26 protein-coding genes and 1 pseudogene are annotated in these 23,120 nt (G+C 36.1%); 10 read left to right on the forward strand and 17 right to left on the reverse strand.

What is annotated here, in order from left to right; all coding sequences use genetic code 11:
* Positions 1-215 precede the first annotated feature (215 nt).
* Genes H5118_RS19950 through rph form a run of 3 tightly spaced genes read right to left on the reverse strand, consistent with a single transcriptional unit; the run spans position 216 to position 2,029 of the window.
* Positions 216-596: a diacylglycerol kinase gene (locus H5118_RS19950; RefSeq protein ID WP_002958892.1), complete on the reverse strand. Its 381-nt coding sequence runs from the start codon at positions 594-596 to the stop codon at positions 216-218.
* Between the two features lie 56 nt (positions 597-652).
* Positions 653-1,297: an orotate phosphoribosyltransferase gene (pyrE, locus tag H5118_RS19955; protein ID WP_002958891.1), complete on the reverse strand. Its 645-nt coding sequence runs from the start codon at positions 1,295-1,297 to the stop codon at positions 653-655.
* Between the two features lie 18 nt (positions 1,298-1,315).
* The gene (rph, locus tag H5118_RS19960) at positions 1,316-2,029 is read right to left on the reverse strand and encodes a ribonuclease PH (RefSeq protein ID WP_002958890.1); all 714 of its coding nucleotides are present in this window, start codon (positions 2,027-2,029) and stop codon (positions 1,316-1,318) included.
* A 179-nt stretch (positions 2,030-2,208) separates the two neighbouring features.
* Here rph and H5118_RS19965 point away from each other — a divergent pair, with 179 nt between their 5' ends.
* The 8 genes from H5118_RS19965 (at position 2,209) to H5118_RS20000 (ending at position 8,919) form a co-directional block, all read left to right on the forward strand.
* Positions 2,209-3,069, forward strand: coding sequence for a YicC/YloC family endoribonuclease (locus H5118_RS19965; RefSeq protein WP_002958889.1), 861 nt, complete (start codon positions 2,209-2,211; stop codon positions 3,067-3,069).
* 182 nt (positions 3,070-3,251) lie between these two features.
* The gene (locus tag H5118_RS19970) at positions 3,252-4,502 is read left to right on the forward strand and encodes a site-specific integrase (RefSeq protein WP_182749886.1); all 1,251 of its coding nucleotides are present in this window, start codon (positions 3,252-3,254) and stop codon (positions 4,500-4,502) included.
* A complete protein-coding gene (locus tag H5118_RS19975) occupies positions 4,495-5,247 on the forward strand; it encodes a hypothetical protein (RefSeq protein ID WP_182749888.1) in 753 nt (250 codons plus the stop codon). The genes H5118_RS19970 and H5118_RS19975 overlap by 8 nt, the downstream gene beginning before the upstream one ends.
* 96 nt (positions 5,248-5,343) lie before the next feature.
* Entirely contained in the window at positions 5,344-5,577 is a 234-nt protein-coding gene (locus H5118_RS19980) for an AlpA family transcriptional regulator (RefSeq protein WP_182749890.1), read from the forward strand.
* Positions 5,574-5,801 carry an AlpA family transcriptional regulator gene (locus H5118_RS19985; protein WP_182749893.1) on the forward strand — a complete coding sequence of 76 codons (228 nt, stop codon included), beginning with the start codon at positions 5,574-5,576 and terminating at the stop codon, positions 5,799-5,801. Before H5118_RS19980 ends, H5118_RS19985 begins: the two co-directional genes overlap by 4 nt.
* A 196-nt stretch (positions 5,802-5,997) precedes the next feature.
* Positions 5,998-6,903 carry an inovirus-type Gp2 protein gene (locus H5118_RS19990; RefSeq protein WP_182749895.1) on the forward strand — a complete coding sequence of 302 codons (906 nt, stop codon included), beginning with the start codon at positions 5,998-6,000 and terminating at the stop codon, positions 6,901-6,903.
* 151 nt (positions 6,904-7,054) lie between these two features.
* A complete protein-coding gene (locus H5118_RS19995) occupies positions 7,055-7,603 on the forward strand; it encodes an HGGxSTG domain-containing protein (protein ID WP_182749897.1) in 549 nt (182 codons plus the stop codon).
* An 80-nt stretch (positions 7,604-7,683) separates the two neighbouring features.
* The gene (locus tag H5118_RS20000; RefSeq protein ID WP_182749899.1) at positions 7,684-8,919 is read left to right on the forward strand and encodes a hypothetical protein; all 1,236 of its coding nucleotides are present in this window, start codon (positions 7,684-7,686) and stop codon (positions 8,917-8,919) included.
* 31 nt (positions 8,920-8,950) lie between these two features.
* On the opposite strand, the gene H5118_RS20725 is transcribed toward H5118_RS20000, so the two are convergent.
* Positions 8,951-9,076: a hypothetical protein gene (locus H5118_RS20725; RefSeq protein WP_259398014.1), complete on the reverse strand. Its 126-nt coding sequence runs from the start codon at positions 9,074-9,076 to the stop codon at positions 8,951-8,953.
* Position 9,077: 1 nt separating this feature from the next.
* The gene (locus H5118_RS20005; RefSeq protein WP_182749901.1) at positions 9,078-9,227 is read right to left on the reverse strand and encodes a hypothetical protein; all 150 of its coding nucleotides are present in this window, start codon (positions 9,225-9,227) and stop codon (positions 9,078-9,080) included.
* A gap of 280 nt (positions 9,228-9,507) precedes the next feature.
* Between H5118_RS20005 and H5118_RS20010 the strand changes: the two genes are divergently transcribed.
* Positions 9,508-9,804, forward strand: coding sequence for a hypothetical protein (locus H5118_RS20010; protein WP_182749903.1), 297 nt, complete (start codon positions 9,508-9,510; stop codon positions 9,802-9,804).
* Position 9,805: 1 nt separating this feature from the next.
* Positions 9,806-10,120 (forward strand): hypothetical protein, encoded by a 315-nt coding sequence (locus H5118_RS20015; RefSeq protein WP_182749905.1) that lies wholly within the window; start codon positions 9,806-9,808, stop codon positions 10,118-10,120.
* Between the two features lie 356 nt (positions 10,121-10,476).
* Here H5118_RS20015 and H5118_RS20495 read toward each other — a convergent pair whose 3' ends face one another.
* From H5118_RS20495 to H5118_RS20065, 12 genes and pseudogenes are all read right to left on the reverse strand, one after another.
* On the reverse strand, positions 10,477-11,790 hold the full coding sequence (locus tag H5118_RS20495) for an HNH endonuclease domain-containing protein (protein WP_220497284.1): 1,314 nt from the start codon (positions 11,788-11,790) through the stop codon (positions 10,477-10,479).
* Positions 11,791-13,638, reverse strand: a complete 1,848-nt coding sequence (locus H5118_RS20025; protein ID WP_182749907.1) for an AAA family ATPase — start codon at positions 13,636-13,638, stop codon at positions 11,791-11,793.
* On the reverse strand, positions 13,638-16,610 hold the full coding sequence (locus H5118_RS20030) for a type I restriction endonuclease subunit R (RefSeq protein ID WP_182749909.1): 2,973 nt from the start codon (positions 16,608-16,610) through the stop codon (positions 13,638-13,640). Before H5118_RS20030 ends, H5118_RS20025 begins: the two co-directional genes overlap by 1 nt.
* A 14-nt stretch (positions 16,611-16,624) precedes the next feature.
* Positions 16,625-17,059 (reverse strand): DUF2513 domain-containing protein, encoded by a 435-nt coding sequence (locus H5118_RS20035; protein ID WP_182749911.1) that lies wholly within the window; start codon positions 17,057-17,059, stop codon positions 16,625-16,627.
* A gap of 14 nt (positions 17,060-17,073) precedes the next feature.
* The gene (locus H5118_RS20040) at positions 17,074-18,225 is read right to left on the reverse strand and encodes a restriction endonuclease subunit S (RefSeq protein WP_182749913.1); all 1,152 of its coding nucleotides are present in this window, start codon (positions 18,223-18,225) and stop codon (positions 17,074-17,076) included.
* A complete protein-coding gene (locus H5118_RS20045; RefSeq protein WP_182749915.1) occupies positions 18,225-19,814 on the reverse strand; it encodes a type I restriction-modification system subunit M in 1,590 nt (529 codons plus the stop codon). Before H5118_RS20045 ends, H5118_RS20040 begins: the two co-directional genes overlap by 1 nt.
* A 71-nt stretch (positions 19,815-19,885) precedes the next feature.
* Positions 19,886-20,809 (reverse strand): restriction endonuclease, encoded by a 924-nt coding sequence (locus tag H5118_RS20050; protein ID WP_182749917.1) that lies wholly within the window; start codon positions 20,807-20,809, stop codon positions 19,886-19,888.
* A 253-nt stretch (positions 20,810-21,062) separates the two neighbouring features.
* Positions 21,063-21,650, reverse strand: coding sequence for a hypothetical protein (locus H5118_RS20055; RefSeq protein WP_182749919.1), 588 nt, complete (start codon positions 21,648-21,650; stop codon positions 21,063-21,065).
* The gene (locus H5118_RS20730; RefSeq protein WP_259398015.1) at positions 21,650-21,874 is read right to left on the reverse strand and encodes a hypothetical protein; all 225 of its coding nucleotides are present in this window, start codon (positions 21,872-21,874) and stop codon (positions 21,650-21,652) included. The genes H5118_RS20055 and H5118_RS20730 overlap by 1 nt, the downstream gene beginning before the upstream one ends.
* Positions 21,861-22,040, reverse strand: a complete 180-nt coding sequence (locus tag H5118_RS20735; protein ID WP_259398016.1) for an AHH domain-containing protein — start codon at positions 22,038-22,040, stop codon at positions 21,861-21,863. Before H5118_RS20735 ends, H5118_RS20730 begins: the two co-directional genes overlap by 14 nt.
* A gap of 36 nt (positions 22,041-22,076) precedes the next feature.
* Complete coding sequence (locus H5118_RS20740) at positions 22,077-22,355, reverse strand: hypothetical protein (protein ID WP_259398017.1); 279 nt, start codon at positions 22,353-22,355, stop codon at positions 22,077-22,079.
* Positions 22,356-22,990: 635 nt separating this feature from the next.
* A pseudogene (locus tag H5118_RS20065) lies at positions 22,991-23,120 on the reverse strand (elongation factor Tu); the annotation flags it as partial.

A 23,120-nucleotide genomic window follows, 5' to 3' on the forward strand; every position in this document is an offset into this window, starting at 1 on the left:
CTGAGTTGTTCGTGCCTCGCTATGCGTTGCTGTTTCCCGTCTCAGTGGGGTCGCATTATAGGGAGATCCGAAAACAGATCAACCCTTTTTTGAAGAAAACTTGAAATAATGTGCTGTTCGCTGAGAATTTGAGCTAAACACGTTAAAAATACAACATAACCATCAAATTATTAACAACTAACGGGGTTCAAACCTATTTTATATTAGAAGTAGAGTTAAACGATCTTCATATAGAGGCTTACACCCCAGATGATCAATACGATCGTTAATGAAAGTGTTACGGCTGCAGATCCCATATCTTTGGCCCTACCTGACAATACATGTAACTCTGTACTTACTCGATCTGTTAATGCTTCAATGGCGGAGTTTAGTAATTCAACTATTAATATAATAAGCAGTGAGCTAATTAGTATTGCCCAGTGTAATAGTGATGAAGCAAGCCAAAATGAAATAGGAAATAATATAAGGCTTAATAGTAGCTCTTGCCTAAATGCTGCTTCTTCTTTAAATGCTGCTTTAAAGCCAAGGTAAGAGCAATAGGTTGCTTTGAAAACACGCTTGAGGCCTAAGCCATTCGGTTTTAATACATCTTTCATTAATAAACTCTATGAATGAAGGTCAAAATAAAGCCCCGCACTGCGAGGCTTTTTATTTATGCTACGCCGTATTGATCACGGTAAGCTTTAACTGAGGCTAAATGCTCATCCATTGTGCCTTGGCTTTCAAGGTAACTGATAAGATCAGCTAATTTTACAATTGAAATCACTTTGGTATTAAAGTCACGCTCAACTTCTTGAATAGCTGATAATTCAGCTTTACCCTTTTCTTGGCGATCTAACGCAATTAAAACACCACTAAGGTCAGCACCATTTTGTGCAATGATTTCCATCGACTCACGAATCGCAGTACCTGCAGTAATTACATCGTCAACTAGCATAATTTTGCCATTGAGTTCTGAGCCTACTAATGTGCCGCCTTCACCGTGTGCTTTTTTCTCTTTACGATTAAAACAGTAAGGTACATCTTTATCATGATGATCCGCTAAGGCAACCGCTGTTGTTGTCGCTATTGGAATACCTTTGTACGCAGGACCAAATAATACATCGTACTCTATAGCAGAATCTTCGAGTGCCGATGCATAAAAGCGACCTAAACGCGCTAAGTCTCGACCAGTATTAAACAAACCAGCATTAAAAAAGTAAGGGCTTGTACGTCCAGACTTTAATGTAAACTCACCAAATTTTAACACCTGCTTCTCTAGAGCAAATTCTATAAACTCTTTTTGATAATCTTTCATATCTTGTGGCCTACCTATTTATGCTAGTGCTTGCTTTTGTACGTCAATAATTTCGCGAATAGAATGTTTAGCTAAAGTAAGTAACTCATCTAGCTCATCAAACGAGAAAGGTTCGCCTTCAGCTGTACCTTGAATTTCAATAATTTTACCTGTTTCGGTTAAAATTACGTTCATATCAGTCTCTGCTGCTGAATCTTCAATGTATTCTAAATCGCTAATTGCTTGGCCTTTGTAAATACCAACTGAAATAGCTGCAATCATATGTTTAAGTGGGTTTGAATTAATCATACCTTTTGCACGCATATGTGTTAGTGCATCAACAAGTGCAACACATGCACCACTTATAGATGCAGTACGTGTACCGCCGTCAGCTTGAATAACGTCACAGTCAATGGTAATTGTGTTTTCGCCAAGTGCTTTTAAGTCAACAGCAGCACGAAGTGCACGTGCAATTAAGCGCTGAATTTCCATAGTACGACCGCCCTGCTTACCACGTGCAGCTTCTCGAGCATTACGCGTATGCGTTGCTCGCGGTAACATACCGTATTCAGCATTGATCCAACCTTTACCCTGACCTTTCATGAAACGAGGAACGCCCGATTCAACAGTAGCTGTACAAAGTACTTTGGTGTTACCAAACTCAACAAGTACTGAGCCTTCAGCATGCAAAGTATAATTACGTGTAAATGTAACAGGTCTAATTTGGTTAGGTGTTCTTTCGCTTGGACGCATTGACGATCCCCTTAATTCAGAATTTGCGACATTATAAGTGTATGTGGGTATAGATACCATGTTGATTTAAATAAATAGCTGTATGCAAAATATTCAGTGTATTAAATTTTCCCTAGAGCTTAAGCAGTGTTACGGTATAATCATCATAATATTGTATTTATAAATTTAGGAAAATATCCATGATCCACAGTATGACAGCTTATGCGCGTCGCGAAATAAAAGGCGATTGGGGTACTGGCACTTGGGAAGTTCGCTCAGTAAACCAGCGTTACCTTGAAACATTTATACGCGCACCAGAGCAATTTCGTGGCATGGAGCCAGTTATTCGTGAGCGTTTACGCAAACACTTACAACGCGGTAAAGTTGAGGTCTTTTTAAAGTTTGTGGCAAATCCTGCCCACGTTGGCGAGCTATCAATTAACCAAGCACTTGCTGAACAACTAATAAATAGCGCTAAATGGGTTCAACAACAAAGTAATGGCGATATTAACCCTGTTGATATATTACGTTGGCCTGGCGTTATGGAAGCAGAAGAGCTTGATATGGATAGCGTTAATACAGCATTAATAGCTGGTCTTGATCAAGTAATCGAAGATTTTAAATCTGCACGTGGCGATGAAGGTGCAAACCTTGAAGAAATGATAGCAATACGCCTTGATGCAATTCTAGAGCAAGTAGAAATTGTAGAAACGCATATGCCTGAGATTGCTAAATGGCAGCGTGAAAAACTTGCTCAAAAGCTAGAAGACTTAACAGCAAACATTGACGAGTCACGCCTTGAACAAGAACTAATTTACCTTGCGCAAAAACAAGATGTGGCTGAAGAATTAGATCGCTTAAAGTCTCACGTTAAAGAAACTAAAAAAATCCTTAAAAAAGGAGGTGCATGTGGCCGCCGCTTAGATTTTATGATGCAAGAATTTAATCGTGAAGCTAACACGCTAGCGTCTAAGTCTATCAATAGTGACATCACTACTGCAGCCGTAGAGCTAAAAGTACTAATTGAACAAATGCGTGAGCAGATCCAAAACATAGAATAGCGTTTTAGCCTGTTTCAACTTGTTTATAACTAATTAATAAGCCTAGATTTTTCTAGGCTTTTTGTTTTCTACCGTTCATACTAGCCCTCTATTGTACGTGTCCAAGTGGTTACCAAAGTGGTTACCAAACCGCTTGGTAACCACTTTTTATAATCCTTGGTAACCATTTTTGATGTAACTCAATGAATGTAAAAGAAATCAAAGCAAATATTAAGAGCTGTAAAACGCTTAGGTTTAGTGTTGGTGACAGCCTTTATATAAAGCCTAGCAAAGATAAAAAAAGCGGTGCTTGGGAGCTTCGATACACTATCAATAATAAACGCCACTTTATGACTCTAAAAGGTAGCAACTTTCCAGACAAGACATTATCTGACGCTCGAATTGAAGCAGCCTTGATAAATAAAAAAATTAAGAATGGTATAGACCCACTTGCCGAAAGAGTAAGACAGGGACAAGAAACTATCATAACAATGAACGACCTATTTAATGACTGGTTTAAAGATAAAAGTAAGGAAGTAAAAAATCCTCACTTGCTCGAAAGACAATATACTAAAGATATAAAACCATACATTGGTAAGCTCAAAATTGATGATGTAAATGCACGTGATATTAGGGCTATCATAAAAGAAGTTGTAAATGATGGGCGTCCCTCTATATCTACAAAGTGCTTAAACCTATGTAAAAATCTATTTAAACATGCACAAAAACTTGATCTCACAAAGTCAAACCCTGCTGCAGCTTTTAGTCAGAGTGACGCTGGGGGGCAAACCAAAAGTAGAAAAAGAGCATTAAGCCTGCAAGAAATTGAAAGTACATTTGATGTACTCAGAGAGAATTCGACTGTTTTTACCAGAGATAACTATTTAGCAATGGTATTACTTCTTGTATTTGGTAACCGTAAAACCGAGGTTACTCAAGCAAAGTGGGAAGAATTTGATTTTAATGAAAAGATTTGGAATTTAGGCACAAGAAATAAAAAAGAAGTTTATATTCAGATTCCTATTGCTGACGAAGTCATACCCATATTTGAAGAGTTGAAAAGAAAATCGTGTGGCTCCGAGTACGTATTCCCAGCAAGAAAAGTTAGCAAAGATGGTCATATGTGTGAAAACACTTTGAATCATGCCTTAGCTAAAATGTTTGGCAAAAGTATTAGCAAGAAATTATACCCTAACCTACTTGAGCCTAAAGGCATTAAGCACTTTACTATTCATGATTTAAGACGAACATGTCGTAGCTTATTCGCTGAACTTGGTTATGAAGGAAACGATGTAACACGTTATCTAAATCATACTATTAGTGGTGTTGCTGGTATTTACAACAGATATGATTACTTGGATGAGCGAAGAAAGCTTGCAAGTGTAATGGCAAATCAAATACTTCCTAGAGCTAAGATATCAATGGTGTCTGAAGGAATTAATCTAAATGAATAAATTTGAATTATTTCCAAAATGTACACCGCGAGAAGGTTTAAAAATTCAATCACAGCCATTTTTGGTACATGTTCAAGAGCTTGGAGAGATTGATGAGGATGATATTAATTATGCTCAGTTAGAAGAAATAGCTTCACCTGTAGGTATTGAGAAGCCCAATTTAATAATATCCTCTATAAATAACTTACCAAAAGATGAGTTTGGCCAAGATATTATGTTATTGGAGAAAGAAGCAATTAAACGTAAAGCGATGCTGGTGGAGGAGACTCTAAGAGCGCTTCCAGACAAGTCTAACGTAAATTACAAGTTTTGGCTTAATAAACTAATGCATGAAATGTTTACGCTTGGCTCACGAGTGCAAGAGCATAATGACTTTGTAGAACATTTATATGCCTTAAGAGCCACAGAAAAGCATTCTAAAGACCGAACAATAGCAGGTGAGTCCTCACCTAAAAAGTATCAGCCTTTTATTGATCTTATCAATGTAATAGTCAGTGACATAAAACTACACACGCATATGTCTAAATGTAGTAGAGCGAATTTAGCAACGGCAATTGATGCTCTATTTTCTATAAATACTATTTCTCCTCCTTCACATAAAACGATTAAAACATATATTAACGATGCGTATGGCTCTACCGCTAAAAAAGGTCGAAAGTCTAATTCTGCTCCATCCCTTAAGGAAGTTGAGGAATGGGTGAAAACTAACTATAAAGATAAAATTCACTTAAAATCAAAATGTTAAAATCTTTAATAAGCCCTTATCAAGCTAAGGGCTTATTAACCTATACGCAGTTCAATAATATTCTCCCATCAACAATGATGAACCGGAGAAACCAATTTGAGCCAGCTAACAACACCAACAACGCAATTTACTGACCGCCTAGTCAGAGAAGCAGAAAGAGCCAAAATAACGGCTGTCTCTCGAACCAGCGCTTGGGCTTTAGAAAAAAAAGGCCTCTTTCCGAAAAGAAGAAAACTTCATGCCGATAGCGACAGAGTTTGTTGGTTATTAAGCGAGCTTTTAGACTTTGTAAAATCTCGCGAAGTAATAAATATGGAGCGACCTCAATGAACGAAAACAAGCTACCAGATCTTGCTATGTATATTGACGATGCTCGAATGATTAAGAAGCCTGAATTGCAGAAGCTTCTTAACATCAGCAGGTCAACACTTGGAAGATGGATAAAGGCTGGCCATTTTCCTCCACCAGCTCATGTAATAAATGGGCGGTCCATGTGGCATTTTCAAGATTATAAAAATTGGCTAGCTAAAAAGCACTCTAAAGCAGGTAAATAATCTGCTTTTTTTTGCCTACTGATGACGCACTTTGAAGCAAAATGATCAGTAAAAACACGCTATTCAACAAGCTAAAAACATATCTTAGTTATTATTTTAAAAGGGCTTTTATCTGTAAAGCGCCTATCCACTAATAGCGGATATTAAATAATATAAGAAAGATACCAATTATTAACTAAGGCAAATAGATATAACAATGACCTTTCAAATATCAACAACTAACTCAGTAAACTTTATATACAAAGACCATAGCTACAGAGTATTCAAACCAAAGACAAAAGGCCAAGATCTAAAAGCATTAACTAAAGTGTTTAAGCATTGTGAATGTATGCTTTCTCACTACTCTAAAGTACTCGTAGCAAGAATAGACCTAAGTACTAAATCTTATTCTATTAATAATCAGGCGTTCTTAAAGTTTATTAAAAAACAGTTGTCGGTACTTACAAAACAATATAACTGCAAAGTAAGTTACATATGCGCTAGAGAGAGAAATACATCTTCAAATCATCATTATCATTTAGCTGTGTTGTTAAGCGGGCATAAAATAAATCATAGCAGTAAGTTAACCTACCAATTAAAGCATGCTTGGGAGTCTGAAGGCTTAGGCTCGGCCTCACCAGTCAAGCACCCATACTACCTAATGCACAGGGGTAATAAATTCAGTATAGAACCAGCTCTATACCGCTTAAGTTATTTTACTAAACGTGCCACAAAAGAAGCTAACATTAAGGCTCATAGCTACTTATTTAGTAAACTTGAATACTCAACAGAGCACGTTGATAAACGCTTTAACAATATGCTGCTCGTAAATCCAGCTATTACATACCAGCAAAATAAAGAAGTGGCTCTAATAAAGCCAGATAACTCAGAGGCTGGTGGTATCAAGTTACTAAAAAGGTTATCAGGTATAAGCAGTACACAGCTAATACAATCTGAACTTCATCGCTCATTGCAGTACAGCGATCACCCTAATCAAGTTAATAACTCTCATGTACCCTTGCTGCACTCTATGAACCGAAGCATACACATGCAAGGTGATCGATCTCCTTACGTGCACAGACAACATAAAGCGCTATTAAGTGTTCGCTTTACGCAGCATTAAAACATCATAACCCATTGATTTATATATTCACTCCATGATGGTAAGCATATAAATATTCGATTTTAAAAACTTTAAAGAAAATAGATTTTCAAAAAACAAACCCTATGAACCGAAAGTTCACCGAACATGATCGATCATAAAAAGGCAAAAAATGAGTAAGTTTGATTTAGACAGTCTACCCAAGTGTGGGGCTAAAACACGTTCAGGTAACCCCTGTAAGCGCCTAGGTAACAAGCGAAATGGTCGATGTAAATTGCATGGCGGTCGCTCTACAGGTGCAAAAACAACTGAGGGTAAGCTTGCTGTGCGAACCAATCCCGTTAAAAATGGTTTTGGATGGAACCTAATGAAAGACTATGACCCCGTATTAATAGAAGACTCACTTAAAGCATACATTCAATTGTGCAATATAGTTAAGCTAAAGAGCATTAACAATAGTGAAGTAAACGAACTAGTAGCACGATACAAAGTAGCATTAGAATGCTTTAAATATCATATTTGTGAATACTATGGCGAAGAGGCCTTTATTATTGTTCAATCTGCACTTGATGCATACTACAAAGATACTGATAGTCTTCATCTTCATTTTCATATACATACTGAGGTTGTAAAAGCCCCCTACTTCCACCAGCAAATGAGTGAAGCAAAAAAACAGTTTTTACTTATAAAAAAAGGGGTTTTATCTAAAAGCTTCCTATGAAGCATCAAACCATTGAATTTTACAGGTAATAACGTAAAGTTTGTAAGAAGCTATACGGGTAGCTTTATAAAGGACTAAATATGCTCAAACCTAATGAAGGTAACAAATATATATTTAAAAATATTAATTTTAAAAGTGTGTACCTACCCCCTCTAAATGAAGTCGCCCAGCTACTACACTTACCTAGTAACATTAGTGGCATGATTACTCATGCCCAATCATTTTATAATTCTGACTTGCCTGTCAGTCAAAGCTCTATATTTCATTTATCAAGTCGAGGAGTAGGTAAACCAACATTTAAAAAAATTTATACATGGTTTAAATCTCTCTCTCCGAATATAAATGAGGTGTTCAACCTCAAAGTATATAAAAAAACAACTAGAGCGATGAAGGTTACCTCTAACGCGAGTACCTACTACTCATGCATATATGGATTTAACGCCAGTAAAAAAAGTAACAAAAACGACAATGAATTAAACCTATTAATAGATTGGTTAGAAGCTCGATCTCAGTTTGATTACTTAATGATGAATGAAATACATAGCAAAGCGAAATCAAAAAGTATTGATAAGAAAAGCCCAAAAGATATTTGGCAATTACAAAAACCATACTGGCAATCTCATAGCTTAGTGCCTAGCCATCAACTCTCTACCTTCGATGCGTTTTTTAACTCAGATAAAAAGAGAGAGGATTATACAAATGAAGATGCCCTCGCTCTTGCTGAGGCAACGTACCACTTGACATTTGATTTCTATTTATCTGCCATTGCCAACTATGAAGTAGGTCTTCACTCATACTACCGTAGATTAGATGAGAACTATAAACCTAAAAAAGGCACTAGCTTTTTTACAAATGTACTTAATACATTAATTGAGTCCGATGAATCTAATGGCTGTTTCGACTCAGTGTTAATAGAGCTAAAAGAGCTAGTATCCTCAAACGGCAAACCTATGACTTGGAGAAGGCTGGCTAATTTTATTCCTCTTAAAAAGTCTCCCTCAGATAATCCCAACAGCGGAGAGTCTTTAAATGATAAGCAATACAAACAATTAAAAGATTGGCGAAATGGAAAAAACTTACCTTCATTTTTAAAATTAGAGGAGTTTATTAATGCAGTCTTTGATAAGCACGGAAATTACGACTCTTTGACGCTAACCGTATACTTTAGAATTGCTAGGGCTATAGATACAAAAATCCAAGAATGCTATGAGCAAGCTCACAGTGAGAAAACGATACCTATTTTCAAGACAGTGATTGGTCAGTACCCTTCTTATTTCAAACACTATACAGATACAGTAAATAAAGCAGCTACGTAATTACACAGCTGCTTTAATGTAGAGTTTGAACCTAATCTTCATCATCCAAAAGCTCTTCCCAGTCATCAGGGCGTTCATCTTCCCCTCTGCTTTGCCAATAAGCATCATGCTCTGGGTTTAGCTGCTGTGAACGATTGTCGTCATCATGTTGAGCCATGTTATTTTTTCCCTTGTTGATTTTTGTTTGCAGCTCTAGCTGCACGAGCAGCAAAACCATTTGAATCAACGCCGCCACCATTTTGCTTTGCTTCATTTCTTTGTATACGGGCCAAAGCATCGGTAGTCATAGGGGTTTCTTTCTTAATCATTTTTATCTCCAAAAATAAAATTTATTGTTAGGTGCTCCTAACAACAGGGAGAATAATGCCAAACTAAATTGATGTTGGGATGGGGGGGAAATAGTGTAAATTTTATTTTTTAAAATTTATTATTAATTCCTACCTTTTTATAGAGACGTTGATTACTAGCACACCCTTTGTAATACCCACCCAATAAAAACCTTTTTTAGTTTACCTTTAAACCAAAAAAAGGTTTACTTAAGCTTTTTTTATGCTATTTTATAAACATGTACTTTATTAAGGTTTATATATGTCTTTAACAGCTAAAATATCTGCACAGAAAATTGTAGATGCAATAGAATCTCAGTCTGAGACCAAACAAAAAAGAATATCTAGGTTTCAGTTATCAACGTTATCAATATCCAGAATATGTAAGCGCAGGGTTATGCCCACTATTTATCTAGATAGCCTAAGCGCAGAGCTGAATGAATTAGGTTGGTGTATGTTCCAAGTAGAAAATACAAAATATGGCTTTGTCCGAGCCTCATCAGTTAAGAACTGGCTTAAAATGTCTTCAAAAACAGTCAACGGTATCGAAGGAGAATAAAGTGAATAGAAGTTACAGTAAGAGTTTAGAGCTAGATTTGACTGGGTTTGCTGGAAAGCAATTCAAAATGCTTTGCGAAATACTCCGATCTGCCATGAAGCAAGAGCACGGATATAAGTTTACTAAAGGCTTTACCGATGAACGTTTAAAGAAGTGGCCAGTAGTTATAAGGTTCAAAGATGAGTCACATAGAGAAAGCTTCATCTGCAACTTGATTGGCATAGCTAAAGAAGAAGTTGTAAGTAAATTAACTTTAAAGATGCTTCACCCAATCGGCAGCAACCCTAAAACATTTCGTTTTTTAAAAGCTGCGTAACTAGATAATCGTTTTTGGTTATAGATAAAATATAGATTTCTATTAATAATAGGTTTTTAGTACCAAGCTATAAATTGTGATTAGCTATTAATCATCTCATAAATGAATAAAGGGGGTAACATTACCCCCTTTATCGTCACACTTTTTGAGTTTGTAATAAATTAAAGTAAATTTGTTGTGTGGATAATTGATCCGTCAACCGCCAGCCGTTGATGTGTACTAGCTCTTTAAAATCCTGTCACAAACGTATCTACAAAGCGTTTAAATCTATCGGTAATAATGGGCAATACTTTTTTGCGTTGTAAAAAGCTAGGTTTGGTTTTGTGGATACTAAGAAATTAACCTTTAGGCTATATTTAGTCCTCAATAATCCAACTATCTATAATATCAGTCAATAAATCTTGCTTTAGTTTGCCTAAGGCGTGATGCTCTGGATAATTAGAAACTATCGCTTTTATCAATTCTTTTTGAAGCTGCTCCGTATCATCTTCAATTAAGTTAGCAATCGACTCAATAGCACTTTGAGGATAATACTTTACTAAATCTAAAGTTCGCTCGATATCTCTAGAATGTTTTGCATAATAGCCTTGCATATGTGGGGATGGATGTTGAAATCTTGCTAACTTATATAAAGCTAAAGAGTTTTTGATTTTTTGATTTTGCAATGCTGAGTCAGTTAATTTAATTTTTTGATACATTGTTGAATCATTACTCATGAAATAAGCGGTTAAATCGCCGGGCTGTACTGATTCGAATATCGTAATATGCTCTACATTATCTTCAGGTATGTGCGGATGCAGTAAACTAAAATCCAATATTCCTTGCTCCCAATCAAGTACACTTTCATCCGACTTACTATGATTACAGCTATGACAAACAGGGATTAAATTAAATAGAGATACAGCAAAAAAAGGAAATATAGACTTAGGTAAAAAATGATCTAACTCAGGGCGACCTTTAAATTCATTACCCTCAAAAACAGTGTGTGTATAATTACGATTGCAATAAGGACAGAGCGTATTCTCTGTACTTTTAGTAATTTCATAGGCACCCCAACCATCAAAACTTCCAATAAGCTTGTCATATTTAAACTTATTCATACAAAAATATAGAAATGTTTTAAACTCGATGTCTATTCCTATACAAGCAAGATCTAACTCCATTCTGGGATTAGCTCGGTGAGCGGCTGGACCATCGGCAACGAAGTGCTTACGTAGCAAACTGTAATTCAATTCACCATTAATTAGGTAAAAATCCAGCAGCCCCAGCTCTTCTAGTTTTTCAGAGATAGCATCTCTATTAACCCCAACTCTCTTATCTTTACTAATAAAACTTGTTAGCTGATTTATAGCAGAGCTCTTAAATAATAAAGACACCTTCTTTATTGTTCCACTTTTTTTAACTGTTTTCCAAAAGTAAAATGCATCATGAAACAAAGAGTGGAAAACGACTGGAACCTGTTGTTTCATTAAATCAGTTAACTCAACTAACATCTCAAGTTGTTGTGGTGGAGAACTTAAAAACAGACCATTGCCTTTGGTAAATAACCAAGCCATATATTGATTGTCAGGTAAAGGGTTTCCCTCAGAGAATATATCTAACTGCTTTATACACCAATCAAAATGTTTTCTGTTTACATTTTCTGAAGATCTAAAGGTAATAGAAAACATTTATTTCTCATCCACTATGAAAAGAGCCTGCAAATCTTCTAATTTGTTTTTTAAATCAGGGTTTGACTGACTGTATCTGACTAATTTAGTGATCATTGCAGAATCAACATTATTTTTCTGACTAAAAGAAACTAACCGTTTTTTTAATTCTTTTCTTAATAACCTATCACCGATATGTGAAACCAATAATTCCGCACCTAAAAGTTTATCTTCAAATGATGCATCTGGTAAAAAAGATTCAGACTTATGATCGTTAATAAAACCAACTAAACGTTCTATTTCAATTTTAGCAGCTTCACCAATTGTGCTCTCTAAAAAGAAGCTATCAGCTAACATTTCATGAATATTAGCCGCAAAACTATCATTGAGACTCCGATTATTCCCTAAAGCTAAAGCTTTACCATCTAAAATGTCAGATAAAACAAAAGGGCTATGTGACGAAATAATTACTTGTGGTTCAACCTTTAATTCAAGGAAAAGAGAGCTCAGTAAATAAACTAAACACCTTTGCCATTCAGGGTGAAAGGAGTTCTCTGGCTCATCCAATATAACCACGCTGTTAGGCTCTTGAATAAGGGCTAGTTTTATTTCATTAAAGAAATGTACTGCGGTTATTTCCCCCGAACTCAATCCATCTATTTTTATAGGTAGCCCAGGGGCCTGAAATGCTCGCTTCAAATTAGGTAAATCGACCCAATCAGTTCCACAAATGAAGTCTATTCCATTACCATCGTCCACATTAGCTAATTCAATAAACAGATGGGGTCCATGTACATCATTAAATCCAGCCTCAAAGGAATCTATACTTAACTCAAATCCCTTAAGATGTAAGCTTAATTCATCGACCAATTTATCCCAGCCCTGTCTTTCAATATATTTATTGATATCTTTTTCGAAAGACTGAAATACCTTAAACCGTGTTAATAATATCTTTAAACAAATCATCAAACCATCTAAGTGAGGAACGATCGACTTTTTTATATCAGACTGAACCGCACTTACTGAAATTAAGAATAAATAAATTAAAATAAAGTCATCTTTGGTTAAATCATTTTTCCTTGATATATACAGAATAAATTCATTATAAAGTTTCACATAAGAAGTGTTTTTACTGAACCCTTCAAACTCAAAATGCAAATCCACATTTTCGGTAATATTTTCTTTAAAATCACTATAAAGAAACAACAATCGTGAAAACTTATTTTCTGAAATATATGCAAGCTTTGAGATATCTGTCAGATCTTTTGCACTATCAGAAAATCTTTTGGCAAGTTCACTGTCACTTACACCTGTAATGAGCTTTTTAAAAGGGTTTGAAGATATTTTTAAGCTTGTGAGACCTGTAGAAGATGACGTACCAGCGGCAACATCACTCAGTGGATGATATAAAACAGTTTGACCAAAAGACTTTGCCAGCTCTCGGGGTATAAAGGCCAGGTCCTGTATCCCATTATTTTTAAGGGAATAGCTCATATAACTGGGTGATAATAAGTAAAACTGGCTTCCTTGATTAGTCATTTGTTCTAAAATACAAAAACTATTTGCACCTACCTGACCCATTTCTTTTGGAAAAAAACCTGTCGTATAGATATAACTAATTAATTCGATTAAGTTTGACTTACCCGTACCATTTTTACCTATTAGGGCAGTAAAAAAATCTAAATGCCTAACAGGATTTTTTAATTGAGTACTGTATTGAAAAAAATCAGTATGCTCAATGCTTATTTCTTTATCATTTCTTTTAACATCATAATTTAGTGAGAAGCGTAGGCTTTTATCTATAATGTTTTTATATTCTTCAACCCATAAATAAACGAGTTTAAATTGTCTGTCAGCTATTAACTCCATCACATTCCACCATAAAACGTATTAACAAATCCTTTTAGCTTCTCAGCTAGCCTTGGTATTACTTTTTTACGTTGCAGCACGCTTGGGGGCTTTTCCATTGTTGCTACTATGTCTTCACGCAATGGTTCTTGGTTGCTGAATATCATGCGTTCAACAAGCTCTTTTACGTTTTCAGGTATCAAGTGTTCTTCTTCAGCTATTACTTGGGTGGCTTTTTCTTTTTCTACTTCCCAATAAGCGGCAAAGGCATCGTCAACCTCTTCGGCTGATTGCACATCAGGTAAGTTTTCTTGAATGAATTTATCAATCAGCTCTTGCTTGCTGCGCAGTTCAGGATCACCACCAATAGTTTGCATTAACGATTTATACTGCTGTTGATATTCTTCATCAGAATCAGATTGTTTAAGCTTGCTCAGTAGCTTTAAGATGTAAGCAACATTTACTTCATCCATCGCTAACAGCTCAAGTTCAAAGTCAATTTCTTCTAATATCGACTCTTTTTCAGGGGCTGTGTTGGTTTTAACCTTGTCGTATAAGTCTAGGTATTTACTTTTGTAATCTTCGTATTCTTGTTCTTGAATACAGACATCATCAAACTTAAAGTCAGCAAACGTAGAAAGCACATTACGTAAACGCATTAACTCCCTAAATGCTTTAATAAACTCTAACTCAGCGTTTTCATCTACAAGGCTATCAACACTCGCTGTATCAGGTGCGATGGTTTGCATTTGGTCTAACGCTTGGTTAAACATCTTAATGAATTCTTCATACGACGGCATGATCACCGTATCTTTCGCATCTTTGTTTGAAAACAGCGCTAAGGCATCATCTGTGCGCTTTTTCAGGTTACGGAAGCTAATGATATTACCTTGCGACTTCTGCTCATTTAGAATGCGATTGGTGCGTGAGTACGCTTGAATTAATCCGTGATACTTAAGGTTCTTATCAACATACATGGTATTTAAGGTTTTACTATCAAACCCTGTTAAAAACATATTTACCACAAGCAAAATATCAACTTTTCGCTCACGAACTTTCTTCGAAATATCGTTGTAGTAGTTGTAGTAAGACTCACTGTCTTTAGTGGTATAGCTACTGCCAAACATTGTGTTGTAGTCACCAATAAACTCTTCTAGTCTGTCTCGGGTATGGCTGGCTATACCTTCGTACTGGGCTTGAGACTCTGCAACTTTATCTAATACAACTTCGTCTAAGCCATCGGCATCTGGGTCTTCTTCGTTAGCGGCATATGAGAAAATAGTGGCGATTTTAAGGTTATGTTTACCTTCTGCTTTTTTCTGTGCAAATAGCTCATAATACTTAATTAATGCTGCCACGCTTGAAACACAAAACATGCCAGTAAAGGCTTTGCTATGGGTTTTACGATTATGTTGAGCAATAATGTAATCGGTTATTTTTTCTAATCGAACGTCAGACTCCATTAGCTCTTTGGTGTCTATACCTTCAACGTCAATATCAACTTCATTGGCGCTATCTTTTTTCTTATAACGGCCTACGTACTCAACATTAAATTTAAGTACGTTTTCGTCCTTAATCGCATCAACAATGGTATATTTATGAAGCGGCTTATGGAATAAGTCACTGGTGGTGTATTTACGTGAAAATTTAGATACCGCATTTTCAGCAAATATAGGCGTACCGGTAAAACCAAACATTTGATGATTCGTAAAAAACTGACTAATACGTTGATGAGTATCACCAAACTGACTGCGGTGACATTCATCAAAAATAAACACTACGTTTTTGTCTTTTACTGGCTCCATGCGTCTTGAATAACGTTTATTGCTAATGGCGTTATTAAGCTTTTGAATGGTGGTTACAATCAGCTTTTCATTGCGGCGAGTATTAACCTTTCCGCCTTTCGCTTTAGTTGATGACTGTTGCTCACCGTCTTTCTCAAGGTAATACACATCTTTGCCGGTAAACTGGTCAACTAACACTTTGGTTTTGTCTGTACCGTCTACACAGCCTTTAATGAAGCTATTAAACTCTTTGGCTGTTTGATAATCCAAATCTTTACGGTCAACTACAAACACTACTTTATGAATGGCGCTATCACCGGTAAGTAACTGGGCGGTTTTAAATGAGGTAAGTGTTTTACCAGAGCCTGTAGTGTGCCAAATATAACCATTTTGCTTTTCAATTGATTGATCACTGGCTTGTAATTTTTCACGTTCTGCTACTCGCGCAATAATCGCTTCGGTGGCATATATTTGATACGGGCGCATCACCATTAATATACGGTCTGTTTCATTCAGTACCACGTATTTAGTGAGCATGTCAGTTAAGTGATTAGGCGTTAAAAACACCTTAGCGAATTGGCTTAACTCGGCATAACGGTCGTTATTTTCTTTCGCCCAGAAGAAGGTTTGTTTAAAGCTTTGTTTGCGGTTATTAGCGTAATACTTAGTATTAACGCCATTGGAGATAACAAACACCTGCACATATTGGAATAAGCCGTCTTCAGCCCAGTAAGAATGGCGCTGGTAACGGTTAATTTGATTAAACGCTTCTTTAAGCTCTAAGCCACGGCGCTTTAATTCTATTTGAACAAGCGGTAAGCCATTAACCAGTATAGTAACGTCATAGCGGTTTTTATAACGGCCTTCTACGGTAACTTGTTGCGTTACCTGAAAATGGTTATGGTTAACATCGTCATCAATAAAGCGGATATAACCTGCGGTGCCATCGTCTTTATTAATTTGTAGCCTATCACGCAGTATTTTTGCTTTATCAAATACATTGCCTTTAGCTAAAGCATTGCGAATTTGCTTAAGCTCATTATCACTTATATCAAAGCCATTAAGCTTTGAAAGCTGCTGCTTTAAGTTAGCTCTCAGTGAATCAACATCGGTAATATTGACCTTTTCATATTGCTGCTTACCGCCAACTTTTTTAGCAAGTTGAGCAACTAAGTTATCTTCTAATTGTTGTTCTGACTGATAGGCCACATTAACTCCTTGTGCTAGCTCTCTAACAATTTATCCATTTTCTTTTTGGCAACGTGCTCTAATAATTTTCTGCCAGAGTCAAAAATGACCTTAAATGAAAAGTCTTTAAATTCAGACTTTAATTTGGAGAAAACTTCTTTATTGGTAAGCGATTTAGCAAAGTCATGATCCATCTGGGTTAACCTTAAATCTTTAAGAGCAACACCCCATTGACCATCCAAGCTTTGATAAACCCCCATATGTTTCAAATTACCAATTTCGAGAGAACTTAAACTTACTAATTCGTTATCAATTAAAATTTGGTAATGGAATAAAAACTTCTGATTAATGTCACCATTCTCATCATGTGGAATTCCTGCCTTTTTTAAATCGGCAAAAGTAATATGAGCAGTTTCAGCCTCATTAAATACAGTTAAAATATCTTTTATATATTCGAGATCAATTTTCATACCTAGTCCTTTAGTTATAAAAACATCTGCTGTAACAAGCCTTTCTTAAAGGTTTGAGTTAATTCAATTTGCTCATTTACAGCACTAACTTTAGCTTCAAGGGCCTTTATAAAATCAACAATTTTTTCTCGTTCAGCATCACTAGGCATTGGAAGAGGTAAAGCATAAAAGTCAGCAGATGTTATATTCATTCGGTCATGTCTTGCACCGAAATTAGCTATGCTGTGCATATATCGATGCCACATAGTCGTATTAAAATATTGCTCTAAGTAATCCAATACATTTCCATCTTTAAAGCGGAAGGCAGTATAAAGAGGCGACATAACACCCTGCCCTATGTGATTACGTTTTATAGGGCCAACAGGCGCAAGCACTGAAATTCTAGGGTTGTAAATGAAGTCATTTTTTTCAACAACGGTATAACCCGTTAAATTCCCCTGATTAGCAATATCTTTATTGAAATAATCGCCTTGATTTACAATGCCACATTTAGCTGAGTTGGTTAGTACAGCATTAACAGCATTATCTTTGTTTTTAAAGCTGTTTTTATCCGCTAATTTTGATAATGGCTTTATTTCCCAATCAGGAAAGGCATTGCCATTGTCATCTTTAAAGCGGATATCTTGCGTGAATAGCTTTCGTATCACACCTTTTTTGTATTGAGTTAGCAAAGCATGCTTTTCTTTAAGTAGACTGATCTTTTTATCTACTGAAGAAAGGAAATCTGCGATTTTTTGTCTTTCTACTCTAATGTTAGGCTGAAGTATGTTTAAACTTTTGAGCATACCTCCAGTTATCAAAGGCTGCCCTGAACCGAAGATAAACTTATTAAGGTTTATACTTTGAAGCAGATAGTAATAAAAAGTGAATTCATCTTCATTTTCTAATTCAATTACCAAGGTATTATCAGTAACACCGAATTTTCCTTGTACACAGTTTAATTGACCTGCATTCGCTCCAACTCTAGCAACTAAAATATAGTTGCCATCATGGGTAAAATCATTTGTATAACCAAGTTTCCCCGTTGAGCCATAAACTGGAAACTGACCATATTCTTCAATTTTACTTTTGCCTGAAGAAATCTTTAGACACTGCGATTGAAACTTAGTTTTTATCCAAGAGTCTTTAAAATCGTTAAACCTCAATTTTACTGTATTAAGTTCCATTATTTTACTGCCTTTATTCCAAGTTCAGTACAAAAATCAGACAGCAAAATATCTTCAACGACAATATTTTTATTTACTTTCTCTATAGATAATGCAACGGCTTCTATATCAACAAGTTCATCTTCTTCAAAAGTATCAACATAACGTGGGATATTTAAATTAAATTCATTTGAAGAAATGGTGTCATCTTTTTTGACATCTTCTATTTTTGCAACAAAAGCAAACTTTTCTTTAAACTCACGTTTTTCTACAGCGTCTAATATTGCCTTCAAATCTTCATCACGAAGGTAGTTTTGATTGGTTGCTTTACCAAAGTTCTGGCTAGCATCAACAAACAAAACGTTATCATTATGTTGTCGATTCTTTTTCAGCACTAAAATGCAAGTTGGAATGGACGTACCGTAGAAAATATTTGCTGGCAAACCGATTACAGCATCAAGGTAGTTTTTATCTTTAATTAAATGCTTACGAATATGGCCTTCGGCTGCACCTCGGAAGAGTACACCGTGCGGCAATACAACCGCCATAGTGCCATTTTCATCTAGCTGATGAATCATGTGCTGAACAAAGGCAAAATCTGCCTTACTTTTAGGTGCTAATTTACCGTAATCTTGAAAGCGTTCATCAGTTAAAAAACCAGCTGAAGCACTCCAATCTGCAGAGAATGGCGGGTTAGCAACTACGGCTTCAAAGCGCTTCTCAAAATGCTGTGGCTGCTCAAGAGTATCGTCTTGTTGAATATCAAAGTTACGGTAATGCATACCGTGTAAAATCATATTCATACGAGCTAGGTTATATGTAGTCGGATTTGATTCTTGCCCATATACTTTTATATCTTTATAAGACTCTTGATCTTTATATTCATTTATGACTTTTAAAAGCAAGGAGCCAGAACCACAGGTTGGATCGTAAACGCTACTAATTTTTTCTTTGCCTAATGTAACAATTTTTGCAAGCAACTTAGATACCGCTGGTGGCGTGTAGAATTCACCAGCCCCTTTGCCGGCACCAGAAGCAAACTTACCAATAAGATACTCGTAAGCATCTCCGAGTACATCAATGTCAGTTTCATGATGTAAAAAGTCAATATCATCAAGTCGCACCAGAATTTTAGTAACTAGTTCATTTTTTGCTTTTTCTGTTTTCCCTAACTTATTTGACGTTAAGTCTAGATCATCGAAGAGCCCTGTAAAATCATCTTCAGAAGCAGTCCCCATAGTACTTTGTTCTATATGATTCAGCACTTGAGTTAGCCTCTCTATGATGAACTCTCCATTCAAACCCTTTTCAGCTAAGACATGAAAAAGCTCACTCGGTTTCAAAAAGTAGCCAAGATGATCAATAGCTTCCTCTTTAACCGCATCGAGGTACTCTTTCCCTTCGTCTGTATTTTCATCAATCGCGTCAAACTTGATGTTATCTTCTTTTAAAATATCATCTGCATACAAATCCATACGTTCAGACAAATATTTATAAAAAATAAATCCTAAGATAAAGTCCCTAAAGTCATCTGCACTCATATTGCCTCTTAATTTATTAGCAATATTCCAGAGTTGTTTTTCCAGCTCTTTTTTATGTTGTTCAACCATTTACTCTATTCTCTTAATTTTTTAGTTAGAGGTAAAACCTCTTTATTGCGATAGTAATGTATTCGCGCTATCTAATCCCCTAAAAAGTAATCACTATCAAGCGCTTTTACTTCAAATACCTGTTTAGTACTAACTCCCAAATTATGGGTAAGCATTAACTCTGTAAGTTGTTTGCCATCCACCAGCACTATGCGTTTTTCAATCAAGCCTACATATTCCAGTGCATCTTTACTAAAGCCGCTGGTGGTAATGAATACACCCTTTTTAGCGCGGTGCATATCAAGTGCCCCCGCAAAGGCTTGTATGTCTGGTCTACTCACTGTTTTATTGGTGTAGCGCTTAGCCTGTAAATATATCATTTCGAGGCCGAGTTTATCTTCTTTTATTACGCCATCAATGCCACCACCTTGAGTATACTGCGTAGCTTGCCCTGCATCTTTACGTGAGCCACCGTAGCCCATAGCTAGCATTAAATCGACTACAGGGTTTTCAAAAAACGCAGGTGAGGCCGAAAGCACTGCCTGTAGTATTTCGTCGCTCAAGTAAGTGTTGAGTGTATCTACTGCGGCTTCTATAAGCTCTTCTGGTGTTTTGTGTGAGTCGCTATTTACTAAGCTGGTGGTGTTTTCGTCTAGTGAGTCGCTAGTGTCTTTAGTGCGGGTTTTAAAATCTAAAAACTCAGGGTATTGGCTTAAGTACTGGTTATTGATTAGTTCGCCCGTTGCTAATGCTGATAAACCTTTTTGCGTAATTTTACAAAAGGCTCTTTTAGGCTGCTCTATCAAGCCTGCTTGTACTAAGTATGTTTTAGCCCAGCCTAAACGATGGTAAGCATAAGTTTGCTTTCCACTAGGAATACGCAATTTAAGCTGATCTGCCGATAACCTCAGGCTTTGATAAACGTTTGCTTCAATCTCTTTAAGCTTTACGGTTTTGCCATCAGCTAAACATTGCAGTAATGGGGTCATGAATGATTGGTAATCTGGTAATGACATACTATTCCCTGCCAAGCCGTATTAGTTAGTAACTATACAGCTAATCCATTGTTCTTATTAGTTGAGATAATATACAAATTAAGATTATGGGGCAAAGGTTATGTAAGCAGCTTTACTATGCTTTACCCCCTAGCAGGGCACTGAGCTTACGGGTGGCGGGAGGGGTGTTGTTTTATAAAGAGTCTGAAAGTATTGTATTCACAATTAATGATTCTTTGGCTACTTAATATATTCGTCTTTGTGTTGAGCGATACTAAACAAACGGGTCTAATAAGTCTTCGTCAAATACTAAACCTTTAAGGTTGTTACTTTGGATAATATTTTTAAACTCATCAGTACAATAAACTTTTTGAGCACCTTCCAGCTTAGATTTAAATAGCAGTTTATTTTGTATATCGTCTTGCTCAAAGGTAAGTAACTCTAAACCGTCTTCGAAGCCATCTTCGTATTTGGTTAAACACATGTCTTTTTGCTCTTTCCCGAAGGTAAGCAAGTTAAACAATATCATGTTGTTGCCTTCAGCTTTAACGGGTAAAAACTCTCCAAAATTTGCTAAGTGCTCTTTTAACAACTCATATACTGGCATCTTCATTATTAAAAAATGACCTAGCCGCGATATGTCGTAGTCTTGCTTTTTAGCTTTACCAAAATAGTCAAAATTTAACCCTTGAGGCCATAGATGACTAAATTCGATATTATGGCGTGCGGCCGACATAAACATCGTTAATATAGTGTCTGGCTCAAGGCCACTATGCTTTGAAAGTATTTTTGATAGTTCAACAATATTAAAGTCGATTACGTCGTATGTGTAAGCTTCGTTTTTGATTTGATATACAGTCATTATAAAGCCTTCCAGTTTTCATTTTTTGGTTCAAGTAAACCTGCAGGTACAGTACCCGTTTTTATTTTAACTTTAACGGTTCTCAATCTATTCAAAAATAAAGCTTTAGGCGTAGCCGCATTACCAAAGTTAGTATTAATCCATGTCTCATAGTTATATCTGTGTAGCTTTCGATGAGCTGGCGAAGCTGGGCTATCCCAATTTTGCTCTTTATTTTTTTTCAAAATTAATTAACCATACACCGTTGATTGGATCGTTAATACCAACTCCATGCAGATGAAGGTTAAGCCTTGTTTGTAACATATTCGCTGATTGGTATTGCCCTGTGCCACAAATAATATGATGAGCCTCGTGCAGCTTAGTTGGTTTAGGTTCCCCTATTGCAGCCAAGTGACGAGCAAGCTTTTGAGTTGGATGGTGCTTTTCTTATTTTAATTGCGTGACTGTAGAGCTTGCACTTAGCTCTCGGTATTCTTTTAAATCAGTTTGTAAGCGAGCATGAGCAGTAATTCTCTCTTTCTCTTTTTGCAAATGATTAAAGTCACGAGCCATCTTATTTTTAAGATCTTCATTCGCCTGCCCTTTTTGAGCTATTCGCTTGTTATGGAACTCTTTAGCTTTTAACTCAGAGTTATAAATAGCCATTTCTAATGGTGAAGGATTTTGAGGTCTCTCGGGATGAGGGTATGCGTGTAGGGGTTTCATAAAACACTCTTCCTTGATTATTTGATTATGATTGGGTGTATAATACAAAAAATAAACAGTTTATCAATTTTTATGTGTGTTATTCGCTACTAGTTTAAGCTTATTTCCTCTTTAGTAAAATAATCTCTATTTATCAGAAACCTATTCCAAGTGGTTACCATAGCGGTTACCAACTGCAATATAAACACACTAAAATTACAATAAGCCAATGATAATATTGAGATTTAAATAATTACTCTATATTCAGATACAAAAAGTTAAATAGTTTTCAGCTAAGTATGACACATTCATAACTTATCAAAACCCGAGCGTAGCTCGGGTTTTTAGTAATACCACTAATAATACTTTGAGTATTGTTACCAAGTATCTTCACCTAAGATTAAAGCGGCATCTTATACCAATCCGAAATAATACTTAATCATTTTGCGGGGCTAAACGTGTCGCTACCTGTGTTAAAAAATTCTCAATTAGAACAACTAAATAGCGATTTTTTTGCCTAGCTATCCACACGTTTTTCCATCCTCAAAATAGATCACTTAATTAAGCGTATTGGTATTAAATCGTATTTTATTTTAGACATTAAAAAGCCCGAGACTAAGCTCGGGCTTTTTGGTAATAATTAGCTAGGCTAATAATTACGCTACGATAGTTGCTACAACACCAGCACCTACAGTACGACCACCTTCACGGATAGCAAAACGAAGACCTTCATCCATCGCGATTGGTGCGATTAGAGTTACTGTCATCTTGATGTTATCACCAGGC

The sequence above is a fragment of the Pseudoalteromonas sp. SR41-1 genome, from assembly GCF_014164015.1.
GTDB lineage: Bacteria > Pseudomonadota > Gammaproteobacteria > Enterobacterales > Alteromonadaceae > Pseudoalteromonas > Pseudoalteromonas distincta.

Coding starts and splice junctions, on each gene's coding strand:
- H5118_RS20045 (WP_182749915.1), bottom strand. CDS start 19,814: ATGGTTGAACAACATAAAAAAGAGCTGGAAAAACAACTCTGGAATATT.
- H5118_RS20055 (WP_182749919.1), bottom strand. CDS start 21,650: ATGACTGTATATCAAATCAAAAACGAAGCTTACACATACGACGTAATC.
- H5118_RS20010 (WP_182749903.1), top strand. CDS start 9,508: ATGTCTTTAACAGCTAAAATATCTGCACAGAAAATTGTAGATGCAATA.
- H5118_RS20740 (WP_259398017.1), bottom strand. CDS start 22,355: ATGAAACCCCTACACGCATACCCTCATCCCGAGAGACCTCAAAATCCT.
- H5118_RS20035 (WP_182749911.1), bottom strand. CDS start 17,059: ATGAAAATTGATCTCGAATATATAAAAGATATTTTAACTGTATTTAAT.
- pyrE (WP_002958891.1), bottom strand. CDS start 1,297: ATGAAAGATTATCAAAAAGAGTTTATAGAATTTGCTCTAGAGAAGCAG.
- H5118_RS19975 (WP_182749888.1), top strand. CDS start 4,495: ATGAATAAATTTGAATTATTTCCAAAATGTACACCGCGAGAAGGTTTA.
- H5118_RS20040 (WP_182749913.1), bottom strand. CDS start 18,225: ATGGAACTTAATACAGTAAAATTGAGGTTTAACGATTTTAAAGACTCT.
- H5118_RS20495 (WP_220497284.1), bottom strand. CDS start 11,790: ATGTTTTCTATTACCTTTAGATCTTCAGAAAATGTAAACAGAAAACAT.
- H5118_RS19990 (WP_182749895.1), top strand. CDS start 5,998: ATGACCTTTCAAATATCAACAACTAACTCAGTAAACTTTATATACAAA.
- H5118_RS19965 (WP_002958889.1), top strand. CDS start 2,209: ATGATCCACAGTATGACAGCTTATGCGCGTCGCGAAATAAAAGGCGAT.
- H5118_RS20025 (WP_182749907.1), bottom strand. CDS start 13,638: ATGGAGTTAATAGCTGACAGACAATTTAAACTCGTTTATTTATGGGTT.
- rph (WP_002958890.1), bottom strand. CDS start 2,029: ATGCGTCCAAGCGAAAGAACACCTAACCAAATTAGACCTGTTACATTT.
- H5118_RS19985 (WP_182749893.1), top strand. CDS start 5,574: ATGAACGAAAACAAGCTACCAGATCTTGCTATGTATATTGACGATGCT.
- H5118_RS19950 (WP_002958892.1), bottom strand. CDS start 596: ATGAAAGATGTATTAAAACCGAATGGCTTAGGCCTCAAGCGTGTTTTC.
- H5118_RS20725 (WP_259398014.1), bottom strand. CDS start 9,076: ATGGCTCAACATGATGACGACAATCGTTCACAGCAGCTAAACCCAGAG.
- H5118_RS20050 (WP_182749917.1), bottom strand. CDS start 20,809: ATGTCATTACCAGATTACCAATCATTCATGACCCCATTACTGCAATGT.
- H5118_RS19970 (WP_182749886.1), top strand. CDS start 3,252: ATGAATGTAAAAGAAATCAAAGCAAATATTAAGAGCTGTAAAACGCTT.
- H5118_RS20000 (WP_182749899.1), top strand. CDS start 7,684: ATGCTCAAACCTAATGAAGGTAACAAATATATATTTAAAAATATTAAT.
- H5118_RS19995 (WP_182749897.1), top strand. CDS start 7,055: ATGAGTAAGTTTGATTTAGACAGTCTACCCAAGTGTGGGGCTAAAACA.
- H5118_RS20005 (WP_182749901.1), bottom strand. CDS start 9,227: ATGATTAAGAAAGAAACCCCTATGACTACCGATGCTTTGGCCCGTATA.